This is a genomic window from Gordonia asplenii (assembly GCF_012933505.1).
GTDB classification, from domain to species: Bacteria; Actinomycetota; Actinomycetes; order Mycobacteriales; family Mycobacteriaceae; genus Gordonia; species Gordonia asplenii.
This window is the reverse complement of the sequence record NZ_JABBNB010000009.1, coordinates 113,459-134,256: the sequence shown is the minus strand read 5'-3', so window position 1 is coordinate 134,256 and position 20,798 is coordinate 113,459. Positions and strand designations below refer to the sequence as shown.

The following is a 20,798-nucleotide window of genomic DNA, read 5'->3' as shown; positions in this document are numbered from 1 at the left end:
ACCGACCCGGGCCCCTTCGAGTGTCGCCCGAAGTGGCCCGAGTCGTTCGAGAATCTGGCTCAACTCAATGGCTGAAGTTCTCGGCCATCTCACTGAGACTCTTGCCGCCGGTCTCCGGTGCGAGGACCTGCGAGAGCGCAGCGCCGGCGAAGGCGATGACCGCGGCGATGAACATCGTGGTCGAAAATCCCAGATGTTCGAGGGAGATCGGGATGAGAAACAGGCCCGCGGCAGCACCCAATCGGCTGACGGCGGCGGAGAATCCGGTTCCGATTCCGCGAACCTCGGTCGGGAACACCTCACTCGGATACACGGTGGTCATCACGTTGTACATGGCGTTGACGAAGGAGAACGCGAGGAACAGCAGCAGCATGACGACCGGCGGCGCACCCGCCCAAAGACCGATGATGACCAGTAGAGCGCCCGCGATCCATTGCGTCGGCACTGTGAGAGTGCGACGCCTGACCTTGTCGACGATGAGTGTCGTGACGATGACACCGATCAGGGCGAACACCGACAGACTGATTCCGCCCAGCAGCCCGGTCAACCCGAATCCGGTCAGTAGATCGTTGGCGAAGGTGGCGATCGCGAAGTACGGCGTGACCGCACACGCCCAGAAGCCCGCCATGAACACGGTGGAACGCCAGATCGACGGCGAGAACAACATCGCGAAGCTACCCGCGGGTCCGCCGCTCTTCGCCTTGACCATGTCCGTCATGTAGTCGGTGTCGAGATAGCGCCCGACGATGCCCTTCGCGTCGGCCGTTCTTCCCTTGCTCCACAGCCAACGCGGAGATTCCGGCAGACCGATTCGGCCGAGGAGGATGAGAATGGCGATCGGGGTGCTGGTGCCCAGAATGATGTTCCAGCTCACCCCGGCCTGATCGAGGTAGTAGCCGACGACGAAGGCGACACAGAAGCCCAGGTACCACGCGATGATCGTGCAACCCAGCAGTCGGCCACGCAGATGGGCCGGTGCGAATTCCGCCAACAGCGGCCACCCGACTGCATACTCGACGCCGACGGCGATCCCCATCGCAAGCCTGACCAGGAACAGTTCCGTCGGGGTCTCCACGAAGAACTGTGCGGCCGAGGCGATCGTGAACAGGCTGACGTCCCAGAACAGCAGCGGCTTGCGCCCCAGCTTGTCGGCCAGCCACCCGCCGATCGGCGACCCGATCATGATGCCGATCAGAGCCGACGCCGCTTCGAGCCCGATCCAGGCCGTCGTCATGCCGGCGACTTCGTGTTCGATGGTGCTGGTGATGGGCCCGATGATGCCGAGGATGTAGCCGTCGAGAAGCATTCCCGCCACCAGAACGACGATCAGCCGGATCTGGAACCGCTTGCGGTACGCCTCGGTGGTCACTTCGCCGGGCAATTCGCTCGGATCAGCGGTGGTATCTCCTATCGATGACATTATCGGCACCTCTCGCAGTGGTGTACAGGCCTCGATGACATGGCACTTCTCCTAGGTTCCAGGAACTGGCGACTGAGGGTGGGATGTGACGCGCGTCTCAGTAGACTAAGATGTGATCACAGATTACACAAGTGGAGATGTCGGCCGACGCCGACGACAGCCCTGGGACCACCCGCCCCGAAAACGACGAAATCCCCTGGTCAGAACTGCTGACCAGGGGATGGGAGAAAGTCTTCGTCAGTCGGCGTGCACGCCCGACTCCGCCTCCAACGCCGCGCGGAGGCGGTCTGTTACGGCCGTGATCGACATCGCCGTGATCGACGCCGCAGTCTCGACGTCGCGGCGTCGAGCGGCGTCGATCAACTCCGCCTGATACCGCCACAGCGCGTCGCCGTCGGCGGCCTGCTCCAAAGCGGCATGCGCACCCATGATCTTGTACAGCCGACAGTGACTCCACAGGCCGGCGATGGTGTCCACCAGAACCCGATTGCCTGCGGCGCGGTAGAGAATCGCCAGCAGCGCCTCGTCCCGATCGATGTGCCCGACGACGTGGCGCTGATCGATCGCCGCGCGCATCGACTCGAATTCGACTTGCATGCGATCACAGTCGTCCGCCGAGATACTCGCTACTCCCAGTCGCGCGGCTTCGACTTCCAACAGTCGCCGCACGTCGTAGATGTCGACGAGTTCTTCGACACTCACCGACTTCACCACGGCGCCCTTGTGCGGCACCCGCTCAGCCAGCCCCGCCTCCTCGAGGCGCCGAATCGCCTCGCGCACCGGCATGACGCTGGTTCCGACCTGCGCCGCGACGTCGCGCACCCGTAGCCGCGCGCCGCCCGGCAGCTCACCCGACATGATCGCATCGCGCAGAACCCCATAGACCTGGTCGGCCATCAGCGTCGGTTCCACCCGTCCTGTGATCACAGATTGAATCGTAGCCCGCAGATCGATCCGCCCAGGAGCCGACTCGACCTCCTCCTTGCGTGATTTGTGATCACATCGTACGGTGATGGCACTCACACATCGGCTAAGGCAAGAGAAGGGTGTCGCGATGAAAGACGTAGTGATCATCGGTGGCGGAGTAGCAGGTCTCGCGGCGGGATGGCGACTGCGCCACTGGGACGCCCTGCTCCTCGAATCCGACAGCCGCGTCGGCGGACGCGTCCGTTCCGAGCGTCGCGGACAGTACTGGCTCAACTGGGGCGGACACGTCTACGCGGGCGGAAACTCCTCGACGGCCTGGCTGCTCGACAATGTCGGAATCGACGCGATGAACGTCCCCGGCTCACTGACCGGTCTGTCGATGAACGGCAAGTTGCTGCTGAACAAGCGCGTCGAGACGTTCCCGTTCCGGGTACCGATGCCGATGTCGTCGCGGGTCGGCATCATCAAGACCGGCGCGAAGGTCGGCCTCGCCGTCGCGAAGTACGCGCGGATCGTCGGGCTCCGTGCCGGTGAAACCGAAGGCGCACGGCAGCAGCGCGTCTACGACTTCATGAACGACCGAACCTTCGCCGACTACGTCGGCGACCTACCGGACGACGTCGAGGCCCTCTTCAAACCGACCGTCACCCGGTCGGCGGGCGACATGGACGAACTCTCCGCCGGTGCCGGTGTCGGGTACTTCAGTCTGGTCTGGGGCATCGGAGCGGGGCTGACGAAGAACATCGTCGGCGGGCCGTCGACGCTGACCGAAGCCATCGCAGCGTCGCTCGGCGACAAATTACAACTCGGCGCACGGGTCCACGAGGTGGTCCAGCGACCGCACTCGGTTGTCGTCCGCTACCGCCGCGACGGAATCGACCACGAGGTGGAGGCCCGCACCGCTGTCCTCGCCACCCCCGCGACGGTGAGCCATCGGATCGCGGTCGACATCGACTCCGACGTCCGCGAGGCCCTCGGCCAGGTCAAGTACGGTCCGCACGTGTCGGCGGCATTCCTCACCGACGAAACCACCCGGCAAGTGTGGGACGACTCGTACGCCATCGCCACGCCGAAACGATCGTTCAACGTCGTGATCAACCCGGCGAATGTCGTGCGCAGTTTCGACCGCGCCCGGCAGCCCGGCGGCAGCATCATGACCTTCTCCCCCGCTGGCCTCGGTCGGCGCCTGCTCGACGTCGACGACGCCGACATCATCGCCACCTACCTCGACGACCTCGACGACATCTTCGGAGACTTCTCCGGCAAGGTCGTCGAGGCGTCGGTGGCCAAGTGGGCGGACGGCTCGCCGTATTCGTTCCCGGGCCGGGCGAAGCTACAGCCGACGCTCACCCGACGAGGCGGACGCATCTTCCTCGCCGGCGACTACCTCGGAACCCTCTACACCGAGTCGGCGATCGGCTCGGCACTCAGCGCGGCCCAGGAAGTCCAGAGCGTGCTCGCAACAGAACGTCAGCGCAGCCAACCGAAACTCAGCGTCGCCGCAGGCGACTGACCCACCGAAGCTACTTGTACCGCAAAGGAGAATCCAGCATGTCCCTGCAGCTCAGCGGCGTCCTCTCGGCGCTCGCCACCCCCTTCACCGCCGACGATGACATCGATGTGACCATGCTTCGGGCGGTGGTCGACCGCAACATCGACGGCGGCGTCGACGGCGTCGTCGCGTGCGGATCGACCGGCGAATTCGCCGCGATGACCGGAGCCGAACGACGCCTCGTCGTCGAAACGGTGATCGACCAGACCGCCGGACGAGTTCCCGTCGTCGCCCAGACCGGGGCGGTGAGCACGCGCGAGGCCATTGCTCTGTCGCAGCACGCGCAGGACGCCGGGGCCTCGGCGCTGATGGTGGTGGCGCCCTACTACGAGGCGCTCACCCTCGACGAAACGGTCTCCTACCTGCGTACCGTCGCCGACTCGGTCGACCTTCCGATCATGCTCTACAACCTGCCCGACGCCACCGGCGTCAACCTCGACCCCGACACCGTCGGCGCGTTGGCCCGCGACGTCGACAACATCGAATTCATCAAGGACACCAGCGCCGACATGGCTCAGGCGGGCAAGCTCATCCACCGCCACGGCGACGTGATCTCGACCTTCGTCGGCTGGGACAGTCTGGGGCTGATGGCGATGTCCGAGGGTGCGGCAGGTGTGATGGCCGGAACCGCCAATGTGTTTCCCGCGCATCTCACGTCCATTCACCGCGCGCTGAAGTCGGGCGATCTCGAGCGCGCCCGCAAGGAATGGGACCACCTGTATCCGCTCGTCGACGCCATCATGTCGGCACCGTTCATCGCGGCGGTCAAATGCGCGGTCAATGCGACCGGTTTCCCGATCGGCAAACCGCGGCTGCCGCTGCACGAGGTCGACGCCGACACCGCGGCCCGCATCACCCGACTCGTACACGAACTTCTCTGAACCCCGACCGTCCCGGAGGCCCACCCATGTCTGCTCCCACCCACCCCGATGTCGACGTTCGACGCGTCGACGCGGCGCCGATCTCCGCCGCCGAGCTTCCGCCCGCCCGGCTGTTCATCGACGGCGCCTTCGTCGAATCCGCGGGTGAACTCGTCGACATCGTCGACCCGTCCACCGAGGACGTCATCACCGCGATTCCGTTCGCCTGCGTCGACGAGGTCGATCGCGCGGTCACCGCGGCCCGCGCAGCGGCTTTCGATTGGGGCCGCACGGTCCCGCGCGAGCGGGCGGAGGTGCTGTACCGCATCGCCGACCGCGTCGCAGAGAACGCCGACCTGCTGGTACGCCTCGAATCGGCGAACACCGGCAAGCCGCTGTCGACGTCGCGTGACGACGTCGACGGAACGATCGACACCTTCCGCTTCATGGCCGGAGCGGTGCGCGCGGGCACCACGCTCGCCGCGGGCGACTACGCGCAAGATCATCTGTCGGTGCTGCTGCGGGAACCGCTCGGGGTCGTCGGCGTGATCACCCCGTGGAATTATCCGCTGCTGATGGCCGCGTGGAAACTCGCCCCGATCCTCGCCGCCGGTAACACCGTGGTGATCAAACCATCCGAGCAGACTCCGCTGACCACCCTGAAGTTCGCCGAACTCGTCGGCGATCTGCTGCCCGCGGGCGTTCTCAATGTCATGCCCGGGACGGGCCCGACGGTCGGTGAGCGGCTCGCCGCACATCCCGACGTCGACATGATCGCACTGACCGGGTCGGTCGGAAGCGGTCGCGCGGTGGCCCGTACGGCGGCCGAGACTCTCAAACGCGTCCACCTCGAGCTCGGCGGGAAGGCACCGGTCGTCGTCTTCGCCGACGCCGATCTTCCCGCGACGGCACAGGCCCTACGCGTCGCGAGTTTCTACAACGCCGGTCAGGAATGTGGTGCTGCGTGCCGCGTCCTCGTCGAATCGTCGGTGGCCCGAGAGTTCACCGAGTTGCTGGCCGAGCAGGTCCGCGACCTCGTCGTCGGCACTCCGTCCGCCGACGACGTCGAAGTGGGACCGATGGTGTCCAGAGCGCACTTCGACCGGGTGCGGGCCCATCTCGCACGTGCGGCTGAGCAGGGTGCGACCGCCGTGACCGGCGGCGCCGTCGTCGAGGGCACCGGCTACTTCGTCGCGCCGACCGTACTCGCCGACATCCCCGCCGGCGCCGATTGTGTGCGCGAGGAGATATTCGGGCCGGTGATCACCGTCGAAACGTTCGACGACGAGGCCGAGGCGATCGCACGCGCCAACGACACCCCGTTCGGACTCTCTGCCTCGGTGTGGACCGAGAACGCGCGACGCAGCCTCGACGTCGCCGCACGCGTCGACGCGGGCACCGTGTGGGTCAACTCGCACCTGGTGCTGGCCAACGAGGTGCCATGGGGTGGATTCAAGGGTTCGGGCTATGGCCGCGACCTCTCGATCTACGCACTCGACGACTACTCGCGTACCAAGCACGTGATGCATAACCACGGTCGCTGACGCGACGTCGTCCGCCCGGGTCTTCGCTCCTGCGGCAACTCTTGACGCGAAGGCTCGGGCACCCCTACCATTTCTCTAATATATTAGTTAGCGACCAACTAATGTTTCAGACAGGACCATTGATGAGCTCCACTCTCTCCTCCGCGACATCGGTCACCGCCCTCACCGAAACGCTGGCCGACGCCGACGCGCAAGTCCATCAGCACATCCTCGCCGAACTGCACCGCCAACAGAACACCCTGGAGATGATCGCGAGCGAGAACTTCGCCCCGACCTCGGTCATGCAGGCGCAGGGGTCGGTGCTCACCAATAAGTACGCCGAGGGATACCCGGGCCGCCGCTACTACGGCGGTTGCGAGCACGTCGACCACATCGAACAGATCGCCATCGACCGCATCACGGCACTATTCGGCGCGAAATACGCCAACGTGCAACCACATTCGGGCGCGCAGGCCAACGCCGCCGCGATGGCCGCGCTGCTGCAGCCGGGCGACACCATCCTCGGGTTGGCGCTCGCGCACGGCGGGCACCTGACGCACGGCATGAAGCTCAATTTCTCCGGCAAGCTCTACGACGTCGCGGCCTACCACGTCCGCGAAGACGACCATCGCGTCGACATGGACGAGGTGGCCCGCGTCGCCCGCGAGCGTAAGCCGAAGCTGATCCTGGCCGGTTGGTCCGCCTACCCACGCCAGCTCGACTTCGCCCGGTTCCGCGAGATCGCCGACGAGGTCGGCGCGTACCTGATGGTCGACATGGCGCACTTCGCCGGTCTCGTCGCCGCCGGACTGCACCCGTCACCGGTGCCGCACGCGCATGTCACCACCTCGACGACGCACAAGACGCTCGGCGGGCCGCGTGGCGGCATCATCCTCTCCAACGACGCCGACCTGGCCAAGAAGTTCAACTCGTCGGTGTTCCCCGGCCAGCAGGGCGGACCGCTCGAACACGTCATCGCCGCGAAGGCCGTCGCATTCAAGTTCGCGGCAGCCCCGGAGTTCGCCGAACGCCAACAGCGCACCCTGCTCGGCGCACAGATCCTCGCCGAGCGCCTGCTGCGCGACGACTCGCGCGCCGCCGGAGTCAACGTCGTGAGCGGCGGCACCGACGTCCACCTGGTCCTCGCCGATCTGCGCGATTCGCCGCTCGACGGACAGCAGGCCGAGGATCTGCTGCACCGAGTCGGCATCACCGTCAACCGCAACGCCGTGCCCTTCGATCCGCGCCCGCCGATGGTCAGCTCCGGATTACGTATCGGCACACCGGCTTTGGCGACCCGCGGATTCGACGCCGAGGCCTTCACCGAAGTCGCCGACGTCATCGCGACCGCACTGCAGACCACTCCCGACGACGACGCCGCGCTCGACGCCCTGCGCGACCGCGTCGATGCCCTCGCCCAGCGCTTCCCGCTGTACCCCAACCTGACGGAGTTCGGCCGATGACCACCCCACCCGGCGCCCACCTGCCCGACCACCCGACGTTCCTGTGGCGCAATCCCGAGCCCCGCAAGTCCTACGATGTGGTGATCGTCGGCGGCGGCGGGCACGGACTGGCCACCGCCCACTACCTCGCCCGCAATCACGGCATCACGAATGTCGCTGTGCTGGAACGTGGTTGGCTCGCCGGCGGCAACATGGCGCGCAATACGACGCTGATCCGCTCCAACTATCTGTGGGACGAGAGCGCTGGCATCTACGAGCACGCGCTCAAGCTGTGGGAGGGCCTCGAGGACGACCTCGACTATCCCATCCTCTTCAGCCAGCGCGGCGTGCTGAACCTGGCGCACAGTCTGCAGGATGTCCGCGACAGCGTGCGCCGCGTAGAAGCCAACCGGCTCAACGGAATCGACGCCGAGTGGGTGTCACCCGAGCAGGTCAAGGAGATCTGCCCGATCGTCAACATCTCCGACGACATCCGCTACCCGGTACTGGGCGCGACCTATCAGCCGCGCGCCGGAATCGCCAAACATGATTATGTCGCTTGGGGTTTCGCTCGTCAGGCCGACGCCGCGGGCATCGACATCATCCAGAACTGCGAAGTCACCGGATTCGTCACCGACGGCGACAAGGTCACCGCGGTTGCGACCACCCGCGGTGAGATCGCAACGGGACAGGTCGCCCTTTGCGCGGCGGGGCACACCTCGACGCTGACCGATCGACTGGGCATCCGCACGCCCCTGCAGAGCCACCCGCTGCAGGCACTCGTCTCCGAGTTGCTCGAGCCGATCCACCCGACGATCGTCATGTCCAACGCGGTGCATGTCTATGTGTCCCAAGCGCATAAGGGCGAACTGGTGATGGGCGCCGGCATCGACTCGTACAACGGATACGGCCAGCGCGGCGCGTTCCACATCATCGAACGACAGATGGCCGCTGCCGTCGAACTGTTCCCGGTGTTCGCGCGGGCGCACCTGCTGCGCACCTGGGCGGGCATCGTCGACGTGTGCCCAGACGCGTCGCCCATCGTCGGGCGTACTCCGTATCAGAACGTGTATCTCAATGCCGGTTGGGGCACGGGCGGATTCAAGGTCACTCCGGGGCTCGGCTGGTGTCTGGCCGACACCATCGCCAACGACCGTCTGCATGAACTGATCGAGCCGTTCAGCCTGGACCGGTTCATCACCGGCGCGCTCGTCGACGAGCACGGCGCCGCCGGCGTCGCCCACTGACATCCGAGGAGGACAACACCGTGCAACTCATCGAATGCCCGTGGTGCGGACCGCGGGAAGAGACCGAATTCCACTACGGCGGGCAGGCTCATGTCGTCTATCCCGCTGACCCACAAGCACTTTCCGACGAGCAGTGGGCGCACTACGTGTTCTACCGCGACAACCCGAAGGGCCGCTTCGCCGAACGGTGGAGCCACAACGCCGGGTGCCGACGCTGGTTCAACGCCGTGCGCGACACCGCGACCTACGCATTCGAGAAAGGCACGCCCGCCTCATGAGCGCACCCTTTCGCACCGCCGAGCGCGGACGCATCGACCGTTCCTTCGAGCTGAGCTTCACCTTCAACGGCCGGCAGCTGACCGGCCACCGGGGTGACACTCTCGCATCGGCCTTGCTGGCCAACGGAATTCACCACGTCACCTCCAGCATCAAGCTCGGCCGCCCGCGCGGCATCACCGCGGCGTGGGCCGAGGACACCGGCGGACTCGTGCAGATCGACGCCCCGTTCCCCGAGCCGATGATGCTGGCCACCACCGTCGAACTGTTCGACGGACTGGTGGCGCACGGCATTCCGGGACAGGGCAAGCTGGCCGCCGACGCCGACCCGGCGACCTACGACGCCATGCACCTTCACGCCGACGTCGCCGTCGTCGGCGCCGGACCCACGGGTCTGGCTGCCGCACTTGCCTGTTCACGCGCGGGCGCACGTGTAGTCCTGCTCGACGAGCAGACCGAAGCCGGTGGCTCGCTGCTCGGTGGCACCGAGACTCTCGACGGCCTCCCCGGCATGGACTGGGTCGCCCACACCGTCGCCACGCTCGCGGCCGACCCCGACGTCGTGCATCTGCAGCGCACCACCGCATTCGGCCACTACGACGACGGGTTCATCCTCGCCGCCGAACGCCGGGGCGAGCGCAGCGACGGGACAAACCACCGGGGCAACGAAGCTGTTGCACGCCAACGGATTTGGCGCATCCGGGTGAAGCACGTCATCGTCGCGACCGGAGCGCATGAGCGTCCCGTCGTATTCGCCGACAACGACCGTCCCGGCATCATGCTGGCCGGCAGCGCACGCACCTTCCTGCACCGGTACGGAGTGCGCATCGGCTCCGACGTCGTGGTGTTCACCACCAACGACAGCGCTTACCTCGCCGTCGCCGACCTGCACGACGCCGGGGTCCGCATCGCCGCCGTCGTCGACGCACGCGAGCAGCCCGGCGCGACGCGACAGGCAGTCTGCGCCGACCGCGGCATCGAACTACGTTCCGGTGCACTGGTTTCCGGCACGAAGGGCGGTGACCGCGTCACGCACGCCATCGTCGGCGACGATGAAATCGCCTGCGACACACTGCTCGTCAGCGGCGGCTGGAACCCGGCAGTGCATCTGTTCAGCCAGGTGCGCGGGGCGCTGCGCTACGACGACGCGCTCGGCGCATTCGTCCCGGCCGGTGAGCTCGCGCTGTGCAGCGTCGCCGGCGCCGCCGCCGGCGAGTTCGATCTCGGCGGCTGCCTTGAAGCCGGAACCGCCGCCGCGGCAACGGTTCTCAAGTCCTTCGGCCTGCCGCCGGTTCGTTCGGCGACGCCCACCCCGGCCGATCCGACGCCCACGACGGCACCGGCCATCGTCTGGTTCGTTCCAGACGCCGGCACCGAAGCGCGACAGTTCGTCGACGTCCAGCGCGACGCCACCGTTGCCGACCTGCGCCAGGCCGTCGACGCGGGCATGGTGTCGATGGAACACATCAAGCGCTACACCACGATCGGCACCGCCCACGATCAGGGCAAGACGTCGGGCGTCGTGGCGTCGGGCATCACCGCCGACATCATCGGCCGCAGTGTGGAGAGCCTCGGCGTGACGACCTTCCGGCCGCCATATACGCCAATCGCCTTCGCCGCCCTGGCCGGGCGCTCCGGCGGCAGCCTCTTCGATCCGGTACGCCGGACCGTCTGCCACGACTGGCACGTCGCCGCCGGCGCGGTGTTCGAAGACGTCGGCATGTGGAAGCGTCCCCGCTACTACCCGCGCGGCGACGAAGACATGGATGCGGCCGTGCTGCGCGAATGTGCCGCTGTGCGTGGCGGTGTCGGCATCCTCGACGGTTCGACGCTGGGCAAGATCGACGTGCAGGGTCCCGACGCGGGAGTCTTCCTCGACATGCTTTACACGAATCTGATGAGTTCGCTGAAGGTCGGCATGCTGCGGTACGGCGTGATGTGCGGCGTCGACGGCATGGTCATCGACGACGGCACCGTGATGCGGCTGGCCGACGATCGGTTCATGGTGTTCACCACGACCGGTGGCGCCGCGCACATCCTCGACTGGATGGAGGAATGGCTGCAGACCGAGTGGCCGCATCTGCGGGTGCGGATGACGTCGGTGACCGACCATTGGCAGACGTTCCCCGTCGTCGGGCCGCGTTCGCGCGATCTGATCGGCGAGGTGTTCGGCGACGTCGACGTCGCAGGCGAGGTGTTCCCGTTCATGGCCTGGAGAGATACCTGGCTCGACGGGGTCCCCGTTCGGATCGCGCGCGTCAGTTTCTCCGGTGAACTGGCCTACGAGGTCAATGTGACCGGCTGGCACGGCGCCGCCGTGTGGGAACGGCTGATCGACGCCGGACGCAAGTACGACATCACGCCGTACGGCACCGAGACGATGCACGTGCTGCGTGCGGAGAAGGGTTATCCCATCATCGGGCAGGACACCGACGGCACGGTCACCCCGCAGGACCTCGGCATGAACTGGGTGGTGTCGAAGAAGAAGGCCGACTTCATCGGCAAGCGCTCGCACACCCGCGCGGAGAACCTCAACCCGATGCGCAAGCAATTCGTCGGGCTCCTCCCGGTCGACCGCTCGACCGTCCTGCCGGAGGGCTCGCAGATCATCGAGCGACCCGACAACGGCGAGCTGCCGGCGCCACCGGTGCCGATGCTCGGACATGTGACGTCGAGCTATCGCAGCGCCTGGCTCGACCGTCCGTTCGCGCTTGCTCTGGTCAAGGGCGGACATGCCCGGATCGGAGATACCCTGGCGGTCCCGATAGGTGACGAGCTGGTGCCCGTCGAAGTTACCGGAAGCGTCCTCGTAGACCCGGAAGGAGCCCGCCGCGATGGCTGACACACTGCAAGCACGTTCACCACTGCACAACTGGACCCCCGCATTCGCCTCGCTCGGCGGCGCGGTGTCGATCGTCGAAGAACCGTTCGTCGCCATGGTCGACATCTGGACCGACAATCCCGGCGACGCCCGGATCAGTTCGCTGCTCGGTGTCACGGCATTGCCGACGATGCCGAACACCGCGGTCTCGGGCGACACGACGACGGTGATCTGGCTGGGCCCCGGCGAATGGCTGGCGACCAGTTCGCAGCGGTCCGGTCTCGAACTCGAACGGCAACTGATCGAGGCCCTCACCATCGACGCGTCCGAGGGTGCGTTCAACGGAGCCGTCGCCGACGTCTCCGCGCAACGCACCACCGTCCGGCTCAGCGGGCCGCGGGCACGCGACGTCCTCGCCAAGGGATGCTCGCTCGACCTGCACCCGTCGGCATTCGCACCGGGCCAGGCCGCACAGACCATGCTCGCGCAGGCGGCGATCATCCTGCTGCCGCTCGACGTCGACGACTACCGCATCCTCGTGCGGTCGACGTTCGCCGACTACCTCGCCGAGTGGCTGCTCGACGCCGCCGCCGAGTACAGCTAGGCCAGACATGACGATCAGCGTTTTCGACCTGTTCTCGATCGGCATCGGGCCGTCGAGTTCGCACACCGTCGGACCGATGCGTGCCGCGCATTCGTTCGTCGCCGATCTCCTCGGCCGGTCGCAACTGCCCGACGTCGCCGCCGTCCGGGTGGATCTCTACGGTTCGCTCGCCGCGACCGGTGCGGGTCACGGCACTCATACCGCCGTTCTGCTGGGTCTGGAGGGCTACCGGCCCGAGGAGATCGAGCCCGATGAGATGGACGTGCGGGTGGCTCGGCAGCACGCGTCGGGTGAGGTCGTCCTCGGTTACACTCTCTCGCTCGACGCACCGACGGTGGCGTTGCGGATCGAGGACATCGTCGAACACCCCCTGACCGTGCTGCCTTTTCATCCGAATGCGTTGCTGCTCACCGCATTCGATGCCGACGGCGCCGAACTCCATCGACAGACGTATTACTCGGTGGGGGGCGGCTTCGTGTTGTCGCAGGATCAGGCGATGGATGCGGCCGACGCGCCGGCGTCGTCGAGCACGCGGGTGTTCTCCTCGGCGCAGGAGCTGCTCGATCTCTGCCATCGCGACCACTGCAATTTCAGCGACGTGATGATGGCGATCGAATGCGAGACACGTACGCTTCCCGAGCTGCGCGATCGGCTGCTGCACATCCGCGACGTGATGGTCGCGTGCGAGCGTCGGGGAATCACACAGTCGGGGACACTGCCGGGCACGTTGGGTGTTCGACGCCGGGCGAAGGCCTGGTATGAGCGGCTCGTCGCCGAGGACCCCGACCGCAGCCCGGAGTTCGCCGAGGACTGGGTGAATCTGGTCGCGCTGGCGGTCAACGAGGAGAACGCGTCGGGAGGTCGGGTGGTGACCGCACCGACGAACGGTGCCGCCGGCATCGTTCCCGCGGTGCTGCACTACGCGATGCACTACACGCCTGCCGGCAGGCTCGATCCCGACGGTGTGACCGTGCGATTCCTGCTGGCCGCGGGTGCGATCGGGTCGCTGTACAAGGAGCGCGCCTCCATCTCGGGAGCCGAAGTCGGGTGCCAGGGCGAGGTCGGGTCGGCGGCGTCGATGGCCGCCGCCGGGCTGGCCGAGATCCTCGGCGGCACACCCGAACAAGTCGAGAACGCCGCCGAGATCGCGATGGAACACAGCCTCGGTCTCACCTGCGACCCCATCGGCGGGCTCGTGCAGATCCCCTGCATCGAACGCAATGCGATCTCCGCGGGCAAGGCGATCAACGCCGCGCGGATGGCGCTGCGCGGCGACGGCGCGCACCGGGTGAGTCTCGACCAGGTGATCGAGACGATGAAGGCCACCGGCCTGGACATGAGTTCGAAGTACAAGGAGACCTCGACGGGCGGCCTGGCGGTGAACGTTCCGGTGAACTACGTCGAGTGTTGAGGGCGGTGCGAAAATCGTCTGAATAGTGGGCTGCCGAGGGCAGTCTGACCTTGCTAGCCCACTACCTTCCTGATTTTCCCACCTGCAAGCTACGACGCCCAACCGCCACCGCGCCCCTGCGCTTCACCACTCGCCCAACCCCGCTCGGCGCGCGCCCCTCACCGCTCGCCCATCCCTGCTCGCCGCGCGCCCTCTCCCCGCTCGCCCATCCCGGCTCACCCGCTCGCCCATCCCTGCTCGCCCATCCCTGCTCCCCGCGCGCCCCTCCCCGCTCGCCGAGTGCCGAAGCGAGCTCGCGAGCTTCGGTGTATCGAGGCGCGGCGAGACGAACTCGCCAACGCAACCACCCCTCGCATCGCCCAAAGCCTCGCCAACATGTTCACGCTGTACACATGTCGGGCATTTGCGGTAACCTTCCTCACATGTCAGCAGCAAGCACCGCCACCGCTCCCGACACCGCCTTCCTCGACGCCACCGAGCCGTACCGACGCGAGATCATCGCGCACTGCTATCGGATGATGGGTTCCCACGCCGACGCCGAGGACCTCACCCAGGACACCTATGTCCGTGCATGGCGCGCGTACGACAAGTTCGATGGCCGCGCGTCGGTGCGCACCTGGCTGCACAAGATCGCGACCAACACCTGCTTGACCGCGTTGCAGTCCACCCAGCGTCGGCCGCTGCCGTCCGGGCTCGGCTCTGACGCCTTCGATCCCACCGACACGCTCCTGCAAGACCACGAAGTGCCGTGGCTCGAGCCGTACGCCGGCGACGTCGACGACGTGACTCCCGGCGACGACGCCGATCCCGCCTATGTCATCGGCGCGCGCGAGTCCGTCCGGCTCGCCTTCATCGCGGCGCTGCAACATCTGCCCGAGCGGCAGCGCGCGGTGCTGATCCTTCGCGATGTGATGGGCTGGAAGGCGGCCGAGGTCGCCGACGCCGTCGACGTGTCGGTGGCCACCGTCAACAGCCTCCTGCAGCGCGCTCGCGCACAGTTGAGTTCGGTCGCACCGCAACGTGATTCAACACAACCCGATCCAGCTGATCTGGACGACGACAAGAAGCGGCTGCTCGACCGTTACGTCTCGGCGTTCGAACGCTACGACGTCGCCGCGATCACCGAGATGTTCACCGCCGACGCCATCTGGGAGATGCCGCCGTTCACCGGTTGGTATCGGGGCCCGGCGTCGATCGGTACGCTCATCAGCCGCAACTGCCCCGCGGAGAAGGCAGGCGATCAGATCCTGGTGCCGACGGTCGCCAACGGTCAGATCGCATTCGGTCTGTACATGATCGGACCCGACGGTGCGCACCATCCGTTCCAGCTGCAGGTGCTGGAACTGTCCGACGCCGGGCAGGTCTCCCACGTCGTGGCCTTCTTCTCCGACGACACCGAAGGGCTGTTCGCACGATTCGGACTGCCACCCACACCCGAGAAAGCGCGACGACACGACTGACTCGGCGTAGAGCTACCGGACCGGCGCCGAGCACAGTGACACCCCACGCAGTTGCTGAGGATTGGTAACGATCTTGCCAGAGAACAGACGCGCAACCCGCGCGTACCGTAGACATGACCCTATGACTCGGTTATCGCTGATCAGATCGTCTGTCGTCGTTCTCGCCATTCTCGCATCGGTGCTCGTCGGCGCGGGCACCGCGAACGCGTCCGACTACACGGGGTATCCGGACGGAAACTCGCAGATCTCCCGCAACCGCTGCCAGGGCCTCAGCCCGAACATCGTGGACAACCCGTATTCCGGCAGCATCTCGGTGTGGCAGTTCTATCGCAATGGCCGTGGACGGGCCGATATCGGTATCTCGGCTTCCCAAAGCATCTGGGGCTACGACAACATGGCCACCGTTCGGTGGACCAACCTCAACACCCGACGCTCGGGCACGCTGCGCGCCACCCTGCGGGCGAACGGCGCGACCGGGGGAGCCACCAAGTACTTCTTCAACGTCTACACGGGTTCGGGAAAGGTACGCATCGAGTTGCAGCCGACCAACCGCGGCGCGCTCCTCACCCTCGGCGCTTCGACGTGTTCTGACGTATTCACCGTCCGATGACCCGAGCCGCGGACGACTGCGGTCGATTCAGTCGTCGCCGACCAGCTGCGTCGGATCCATCCACACGACATCCCACCCATGACCATCGAGGTCTCGAAAGCTTCGCGAGTACATGAACCCGGCGTCGTCGACGGTGCGGATCGGGCGGGCGCCCAACCGTAGGGCGCGTCCGACGATCCGGTCGACGTCGGCGCGCTCATCGACCGCGACCGCGAGCATCGCCGAGGACACTCGCCGCGTTCCCGCGCCGGTGGGTGCGGCGGCGTAGCCGGCGAAGCGTTCGCAGCGCAGCAGCACAACACGACTCGACCCCACTTGCACGACGAGTGTCCCGTCGTCGGACGTCAGCGCGTCGAGGGTGAATCCGATTCGGGAGAAGAACTCTCGTGCACGCGCGACGTCGGCGGTCGGGAGGTTCACTAGCAGAGTCGGCGCCATACCGGGGTAGACCCGACATCCGGTGGAAAGTCATCGCGGACGCGGGGAATAGGGTTGGTCGATGGGCACTATCTACCTCGTTCGGCACGGTCAAGCGCAGGCGAACGCATACGGAGTCAACCTGGCCGATGACGTCATCGCCGACGGTCCGATCGGCAGTCTCACCGCGACCGGCCTCGCGCAGGCCGCTGTCACCGGCAAGCTGCTCGCCAACCAGATTCCCGGTTTCACCGGCGCGATCAGCGGGGACTTGCCGCGCCAATCGCAGACGCTCGCCGGGGTGTTGGGGGCGTTCGACGCCGCGCCGGAACCTCAGGTGGACACCCGCTGGAACGAGTACGAGCTGACAAGCGTGATGACGTCACGCTCGGCCGAAGATTACGCCGACGGCAAGAGCTTTCAGAAAGGCATCGACGCCGCGCTGTCGGCGTGGGTCGACGGTGCGACGCCGTCGGACGGCAGCGAGACCTACGCCCAGTTCGCACAGCGAGTCGCGGCCGCCGCGAGCGACGCGATGGCCCAGGCGAGTTCCGGCAAGACACTGCTGGTGGTGTCGTCGGCGGGCGTCATCGCCCAATGGATTTCGCAGCTGTACTCGATCCCCGGCCAGACGTGGCCGGCGCTCGCCCGGACAATGATGAACGCCTCGGTGACCAAACTGATCGTCGGTGCGAGCGGGGTGAACTTGGTGTCGTTCAACGAGCACATGCACCTGTCGGACATCGACGGCGGAATAGCAACGTTCCGATAAGCGAAGGGCGCTGCGGGGCAAAGGTTTTCGCCGCACGAGGTTGCGGCGAAGCCCGCGACGGCGGCGCCATCCGCTGGTTGAGTCTTGGTTGATTTCGAAGTTCGCACCCCCCGGTCCCCGAGCCTTGATCCACCGACGGTGGGGCCCCTCTGCTGGTTGAGCCGTGATGAGCGTTAGCGACGAGCGTGTCGAAACCAAGGTGAGACAACAGGTTTCGGTGAGTCAATGAAGACCAGGACAGCCCATCCGTCGGATGCACCTGTTGGGTGCACGATTGGAGATGATCACCACGGTCGGAGCGTGAGATGAACCGTCGCGCGTAATCTGTTGTGTCACCGTGGTTTCGACACGGACCTCGGCAAGCGCCGGCTAGCGCTACTTCGACTCGGCTAGCGCCTCGCTCAGCACGGCGCTCGGACCGGCTCAACCTGGTTTCAGCGGTCCGGGCACTGCATCTGCTGGTTGAGCCGCGAGGAGCGCTAGCGACGAGCGTGTCGAAACCACTGTACCACAATGTATTTGATGGTAGCGCACATGTCGGACTGTGATGGTATCGAATATCGAGGCGTGTGCACCCGTAGGGTGCACACGCGACACTTGCCGGGTGTCATCGCCGATATTGGCGCGGACCGTCGAAAGTCGTTGTGGCTGAGAGGTTTCGACACGGACTCGGCTAGCGCTACTTCGACTCGGCTAGCGCCTCGCTCAGCACGGCGCTCGGACCGGCTCAACCAGCGAGATGAGTTCTCCATCGGTGAAACCAGGCTCAACCAGCGGAGGGTCTCATCGGTGGATCCAGGCCGAGTGCCGAAGCGAGGTGCCGCGCTGAGCGAGGAACGAGTCGAAGTGAACGAGCTTCGGTGTAGCCGCCGTGCTGAGTGACCGCGAGGAACGAGCGGTTGTAACGAAGTAGAGGGGCTGGTGAGATGAAGCGCCCAAGCCGGGGCGAAAGGTGTTGGGGGCGTGCGCTGTTGGAGGTGATCGCCTTCCGACTTCGGCTCACGGCATCTCGATACACCGACGCTCGCTGCGCTCGCGTCGGCACTCGATGAGCGGAGAGGGCGGAATTTGGGCTGTAGCTTCAGTCGTCTCCCCGCTCCCCGAATGTGAGCAGAGCCCGACTCGGCCCGACCACCGCCCGCAGCGCGCCACAACACAACAAAGAACGAAACTAAGACACTCGCCTCAACCCTTCGGCGATGAACTCCCCCGTCACCTCCGCCGCTTTCGCATTCTCGCTGTCTCCCGCACCGGCCAACGCCCGGTGCGCGATCCCTTCGGCGATGACGCCCAGTTTGAGGTTGGCCAGACCGAGGTAAAAGTCCCAGTCGCCGAGGTCGATGCCGGCCGCATCGGCGTAGCGGGACGCTAGCTCGTCAGCACTCGGGTAACGATCGCTGGTCCACGCGGCGCTGAAGCCCACTACCTTGTCGAAGACCGGCCGACGGTAGGTGCACATCAGCGCGGCGTCGGTGAGGGTGTCACCGAGCGTCGACATCTCCCAATCCACCACCGCGAGAACCTTTCCCGGGTCGTCGGCGGCGACGATGGTGTTGTCGATGCGGAAGTCGCCGTGAACGATTCCGTTGCGCGCCGACGTCGGGACACGATCGCTCAGTGCTGCGATCAGCCGGTCGATGTCGGGGAGTTCGCGTGTTTTGACGATGCCCCATTGACGCGCCCACAGCTTCACCTGGCGCGCGGCGAAACCGTCGGGCCGCCCGAAGTCGCCGAGTCCGACGGCGTTGTAGTCGACGGCGTGCAGGGCGGCGAGGGTGTCGATGAGGGCCGACACGTTCGCGTTGACGGCGGCGGCGTCGAGCGCCTCGATGTCATCGCGGGTCCGAATGACTTGTCCGTCAACGAATTCGACGATCGTGCACGGTGCGTCGAAGACCGAACCGTCGGGATCGATGGCGACGGTGGCCGCAACTGGAACGGCGGTTCCCTGCAGCCCCTTGGTGACGGCCCATTCGCGGTTCATGTCGTGCGCCGACGGCGTGAGGCCGCCGGTCGGGGGGCGTCGAACCACCCACTTCGTGACACCGTCGGTGACACCGAAGGTGAGATTCGACTTGCCGCCGCTGATCAGATCGATGTGCAGATCGCCGGCAACCTCGACATCGTTGTCCCGCAGAAACGCTTCCAGGACAACGGGATCCAGCACTGATGTGTCGCTCATGCCTGGGCTCCGCTCATTGCCGCCGACTGGTTCCGGTTGGCTTTGCGGACGCGGCCGACGGCGCGCTTGGCGATGGCCCAGCGGTGCACTTCCGACGGACCGTCGTAGATGCGGAAGGGACGCAACTCGTTCGCCAGCCGCGCAACCGGCAGGTCTTCCGAGACGCCGAGGCCACCACACATCTGCATGCTACGGTCGGCGACGCGCGAGTATGCTTCGGCGGCAAAGGTTTTCGCGATCGATGTCTCATTCGACGCGTGCTCGCCGCGGTCGAGGGCATGGCAGGCGGCCACCAGCAGTGCGTTCGACGCGGCGAGGTCGATCTCGTTGTCGGCCAACATTTGCTGAATCATCCCGAGATCACCGAGTTTGCCGCCGAAGCCGTCTCGCTCGGCGACGTAGTTCAGTGCGACGTCGTGGCAGCGTCGGGCCGAGCCGAGCCAGCGCATCACGTGCGTCATGCGGGCCGGGCCGAGGCGGACCTGCGCGTAGCGGTAGCCCTCGTTGACCTCCCCCAGCACGTTCGCGTCGGGCACGAAGACATCGGTGAAGGTCATCTCGCAGTGTCCGCCGATCATCGAATGATCGAGCGTCTTGATGTGGCGGTCCACCGAGATGCCGGGGGTGTCGGCGTTGGCCAGGAACATCGTCGCGCCGCCGCGGTCGCCGGGCGCGCCGTGAGTGCGGGCCATGATGATGAAGAATGCGGCGCCGTCGGCGCCGGTGATGAATCGCTTGCGGCCGTTGATCTTCCAGCCGCCGTCGACGCGGGTGGCGATGGTGTTCAGGGCGTTGGGGTCCGCCCCGGCACCTGGTGCCGGTTCGGTCATCGCGAATGCCGACCGCACCTCGCCGGTGGCGAGCGGCGCGAGGAATTCATCGCGCTGAGCGTCGGTGGCGATGTGGGCGAGCATGTGCACATTACCCTCGTCGGGGGCGCCGATATGCAGGGCGACAGGACCGAACGTCGAATAGCCTGCCGCCGCGAACACCGGCAGACGGTCGGACATGTTCAGTCCAGCACCGCCGTACTCGATCGGCGCGTGCGGGGCGAAGACACCGGCGGCCTTGGCCGCGGCGTTCAGGGTGCGACGCCGCTCGTCGCCGCCCGCCGCGGTGATGTCACCGGCGAATTCGTTCTCGACGGGCAGCACGACGTCGGCGATGAATTTCTCGGTGCGCGACACCAGGTCGACGATGTCGGGGGAATAGGTCAGGTCGATCGGCATCGACGTTCTCCTCAGGGTCAGACCGAACGCTCGCTCGGCTTGTTC

General features: G+C 66.3%; 17 protein-coding genes. 12 read left to right on the top strand and 5 right to left on the bottom strand.

The annotated features are described in order from the left end of the window. Positions 1-64: 64 nt before the first annotated feature. Both HH308_RS10915 and HH308_RS10910 read right to left on the bottom strand, forming a co-directional pair. A complete protein-coding gene (locus HH308_RS10915) occupies positions 65-1,420 on the bottom strand; it encodes an MFS transporter (protein WP_170194229.1) in 1,356 nt (451 codons plus the stop codon). A 237-nt stretch (positions 1,421-1,657) separates the two neighbouring features. Then, positions 1,658-2,347 carry a GntR family transcriptional regulator gene (locus HH308_RS10910; RefSeq protein ID WP_376767211.1) on the bottom strand — a complete coding sequence of 230 codons (690 nt, stop codon included), beginning with the start codon at positions 2,345-2,347 and terminating at the stop codon, positions 1,658-1,660. A 127-nt stretch (positions 2,348-2,474) separates the two neighbouring features. On the opposite strand from HH308_RS10910, the gene HH308_RS10905 reads away from it, so the two are divergent. The 11 genes from HH308_RS10905 (at position 2,475) to HH308_RS10855 (ending at position 16,153) form a co-directional block, all read left to right on the top strand. Further along, entirely contained in the window at positions 2,475-3,860 is a 1,386-nt protein-coding gene (locus tag HH308_RS10905) for a flavin monoamine oxidase family protein (protein WP_170194228.1), read from the top strand. A 38-nt stretch (positions 3,861-3,898) separates the two neighbouring features. Further along, positions 3,899-4,780 (top strand): 4-hydroxy-tetrahydrodipicolinate synthase, encoded by an 882-nt coding sequence (gene dapA / locus HH308_RS10900; protein ID WP_170194227.1) that lies wholly within the window; start codon positions 3,899-3,901, stop codon positions 4,778-4,780. 26 nt (positions 4,781-4,806) lie between these two features. Beyond that, positions 4,807-6,303 carry an aminobutyraldehyde dehydrogenase gene (locus HH308_RS10895; RefSeq protein ID WP_170194226.1) on the top strand — a complete coding sequence of 499 codons (1,497 nt, stop codon included), beginning with the start codon at positions 4,807-4,809 and terminating at the stop codon, positions 6,301-6,303. Between the two features lie 122 nt (positions 6,304-6,425). Beyond that, positions 6,426-7,745 carry a serine hydroxymethyltransferase gene (glyA, locus tag HH308_RS10890; RefSeq protein ID WP_170194225.1) on the top strand — a complete coding sequence of 440 codons (1,320 nt, stop codon included), beginning with the start codon at positions 6,426-6,428 and terminating at the stop codon, positions 7,743-7,745. Continuing rightward, positions 7,742-8,971 (top strand): sarcosine oxidase subunit beta family protein, encoded by a 1,230-nt coding sequence (locus HH308_RS10885; RefSeq protein WP_170194224.1) that lies wholly within the window; start codon positions 7,742-7,744, stop codon positions 8,969-8,971. Before glyA ends, HH308_RS10885 begins: the two co-directional genes overlap by 4 nt. A gap of 20 nt (positions 8,972-8,991) precedes the next feature. Then, the gene (locus tag HH308_RS10880) at positions 8,992-9,249 is read left to right on the top strand and encodes a sarcosine oxidase subunit delta (protein WP_170194223.1); all 258 of its coding nucleotides are present in this window, start codon (positions 8,992-8,994) and stop codon (positions 9,247-9,249) included. Next, on the top strand, positions 9,246-12,089 hold the full coding sequence (locus HH308_RS10875; RefSeq protein ID WP_170194222.1) for a 2Fe-2S iron-sulfur cluster-binding protein: 2,844 nt from the start codon (positions 9,246-9,248) through the stop codon (positions 12,087-12,089). Before HH308_RS10880 ends, HH308_RS10875 begins: the two co-directional genes overlap by 4 nt. Then, a complete protein-coding gene (locus HH308_RS10870) occupies positions 12,082-12,672 on the top strand; it encodes a sarcosine oxidase subunit gamma (RefSeq protein ID WP_170194221.1) in 591 nt (196 codons plus the stop codon). Before HH308_RS10875 ends, HH308_RS10870 begins: the two co-directional genes overlap by 8 nt. A gap of 7 nt (positions 12,673-12,679) precedes the next feature. Continuing rightward, positions 12,680-14,083, top strand: a complete 1,404-nt coding sequence (locus HH308_RS10865; RefSeq protein WP_170194220.1) for an L-serine ammonia-lyase — start codon at positions 12,680-12,682, stop codon at positions 14,081-14,083. A 422-nt stretch (positions 14,084-14,505) separates the two neighbouring features. Beyond that, the gene (locus tag HH308_RS10860; RefSeq protein WP_170194219.1) at positions 14,506-15,543 is read left to right on the top strand and encodes a sigma-70 family RNA polymerase sigma factor; all 1,038 of its coding nucleotides are present in this window, start codon (positions 14,506-14,508) and stop codon (positions 15,541-15,543) included. A 121-nt stretch (positions 15,544-15,664) separates the two neighbouring features. Then, the gene (locus tag HH308_RS10855) at positions 15,665-16,153 is read left to right on the top strand and encodes a hypothetical protein (protein WP_170194218.1); all 489 of its coding nucleotides are present in this window, start codon (positions 15,665-15,667) and stop codon (positions 16,151-16,153) included. Between the two features lie 27 nt (positions 16,154-16,180). Here HH308_RS10855 and HH308_RS10850 read toward each other — a convergent pair whose 3' ends face one another. After that, positions 16,181-16,573: a VOC family protein gene (locus HH308_RS10850; protein ID WP_170194217.1), complete on the bottom strand. Its 393-nt coding sequence runs from the start codon at positions 16,571-16,573 to the stop codon at positions 16,181-16,183. Positions 16,574-16,652: 79 nt separating this feature from the next. Between HH308_RS10850 and HH308_RS10845 the strand changes: the two genes are divergently transcribed. Continuing rightward, positions 16,653-17,342: a histidine phosphatase family protein gene (locus HH308_RS10845; protein ID WP_170194216.1), complete on the top strand. Its 690-nt coding sequence runs from the start codon at positions 16,653-16,655 to the stop codon at positions 17,340-17,342. A 1,171-nt stretch (positions 17,343-18,513) separates the two neighbouring features. On the opposite strand, the gene HH308_RS10840 is transcribed toward HH308_RS10845, so the two are convergent. After that, positions 18,514-19,524, bottom strand: a complete 1,011-nt coding sequence (locus HH308_RS10840) for a phosphotransferase family protein (RefSeq protein ID WP_170194215.1) — start codon at positions 19,522-19,524, stop codon at positions 18,514-18,516. Beyond that, positions 19,521-20,753, bottom strand: coding sequence for an acyl-CoA dehydrogenase family protein (locus HH308_RS10835; RefSeq protein ID WP_170194214.1), 1,233 nt, complete (start codon positions 20,751-20,753; stop codon positions 19,521-19,523). Before HH308_RS10835 ends, HH308_RS10840 begins: the two co-directional genes overlap by 4 nt. Between the last annotated feature and the right edge of the window lie 45 nt (positions 20,754-20,798).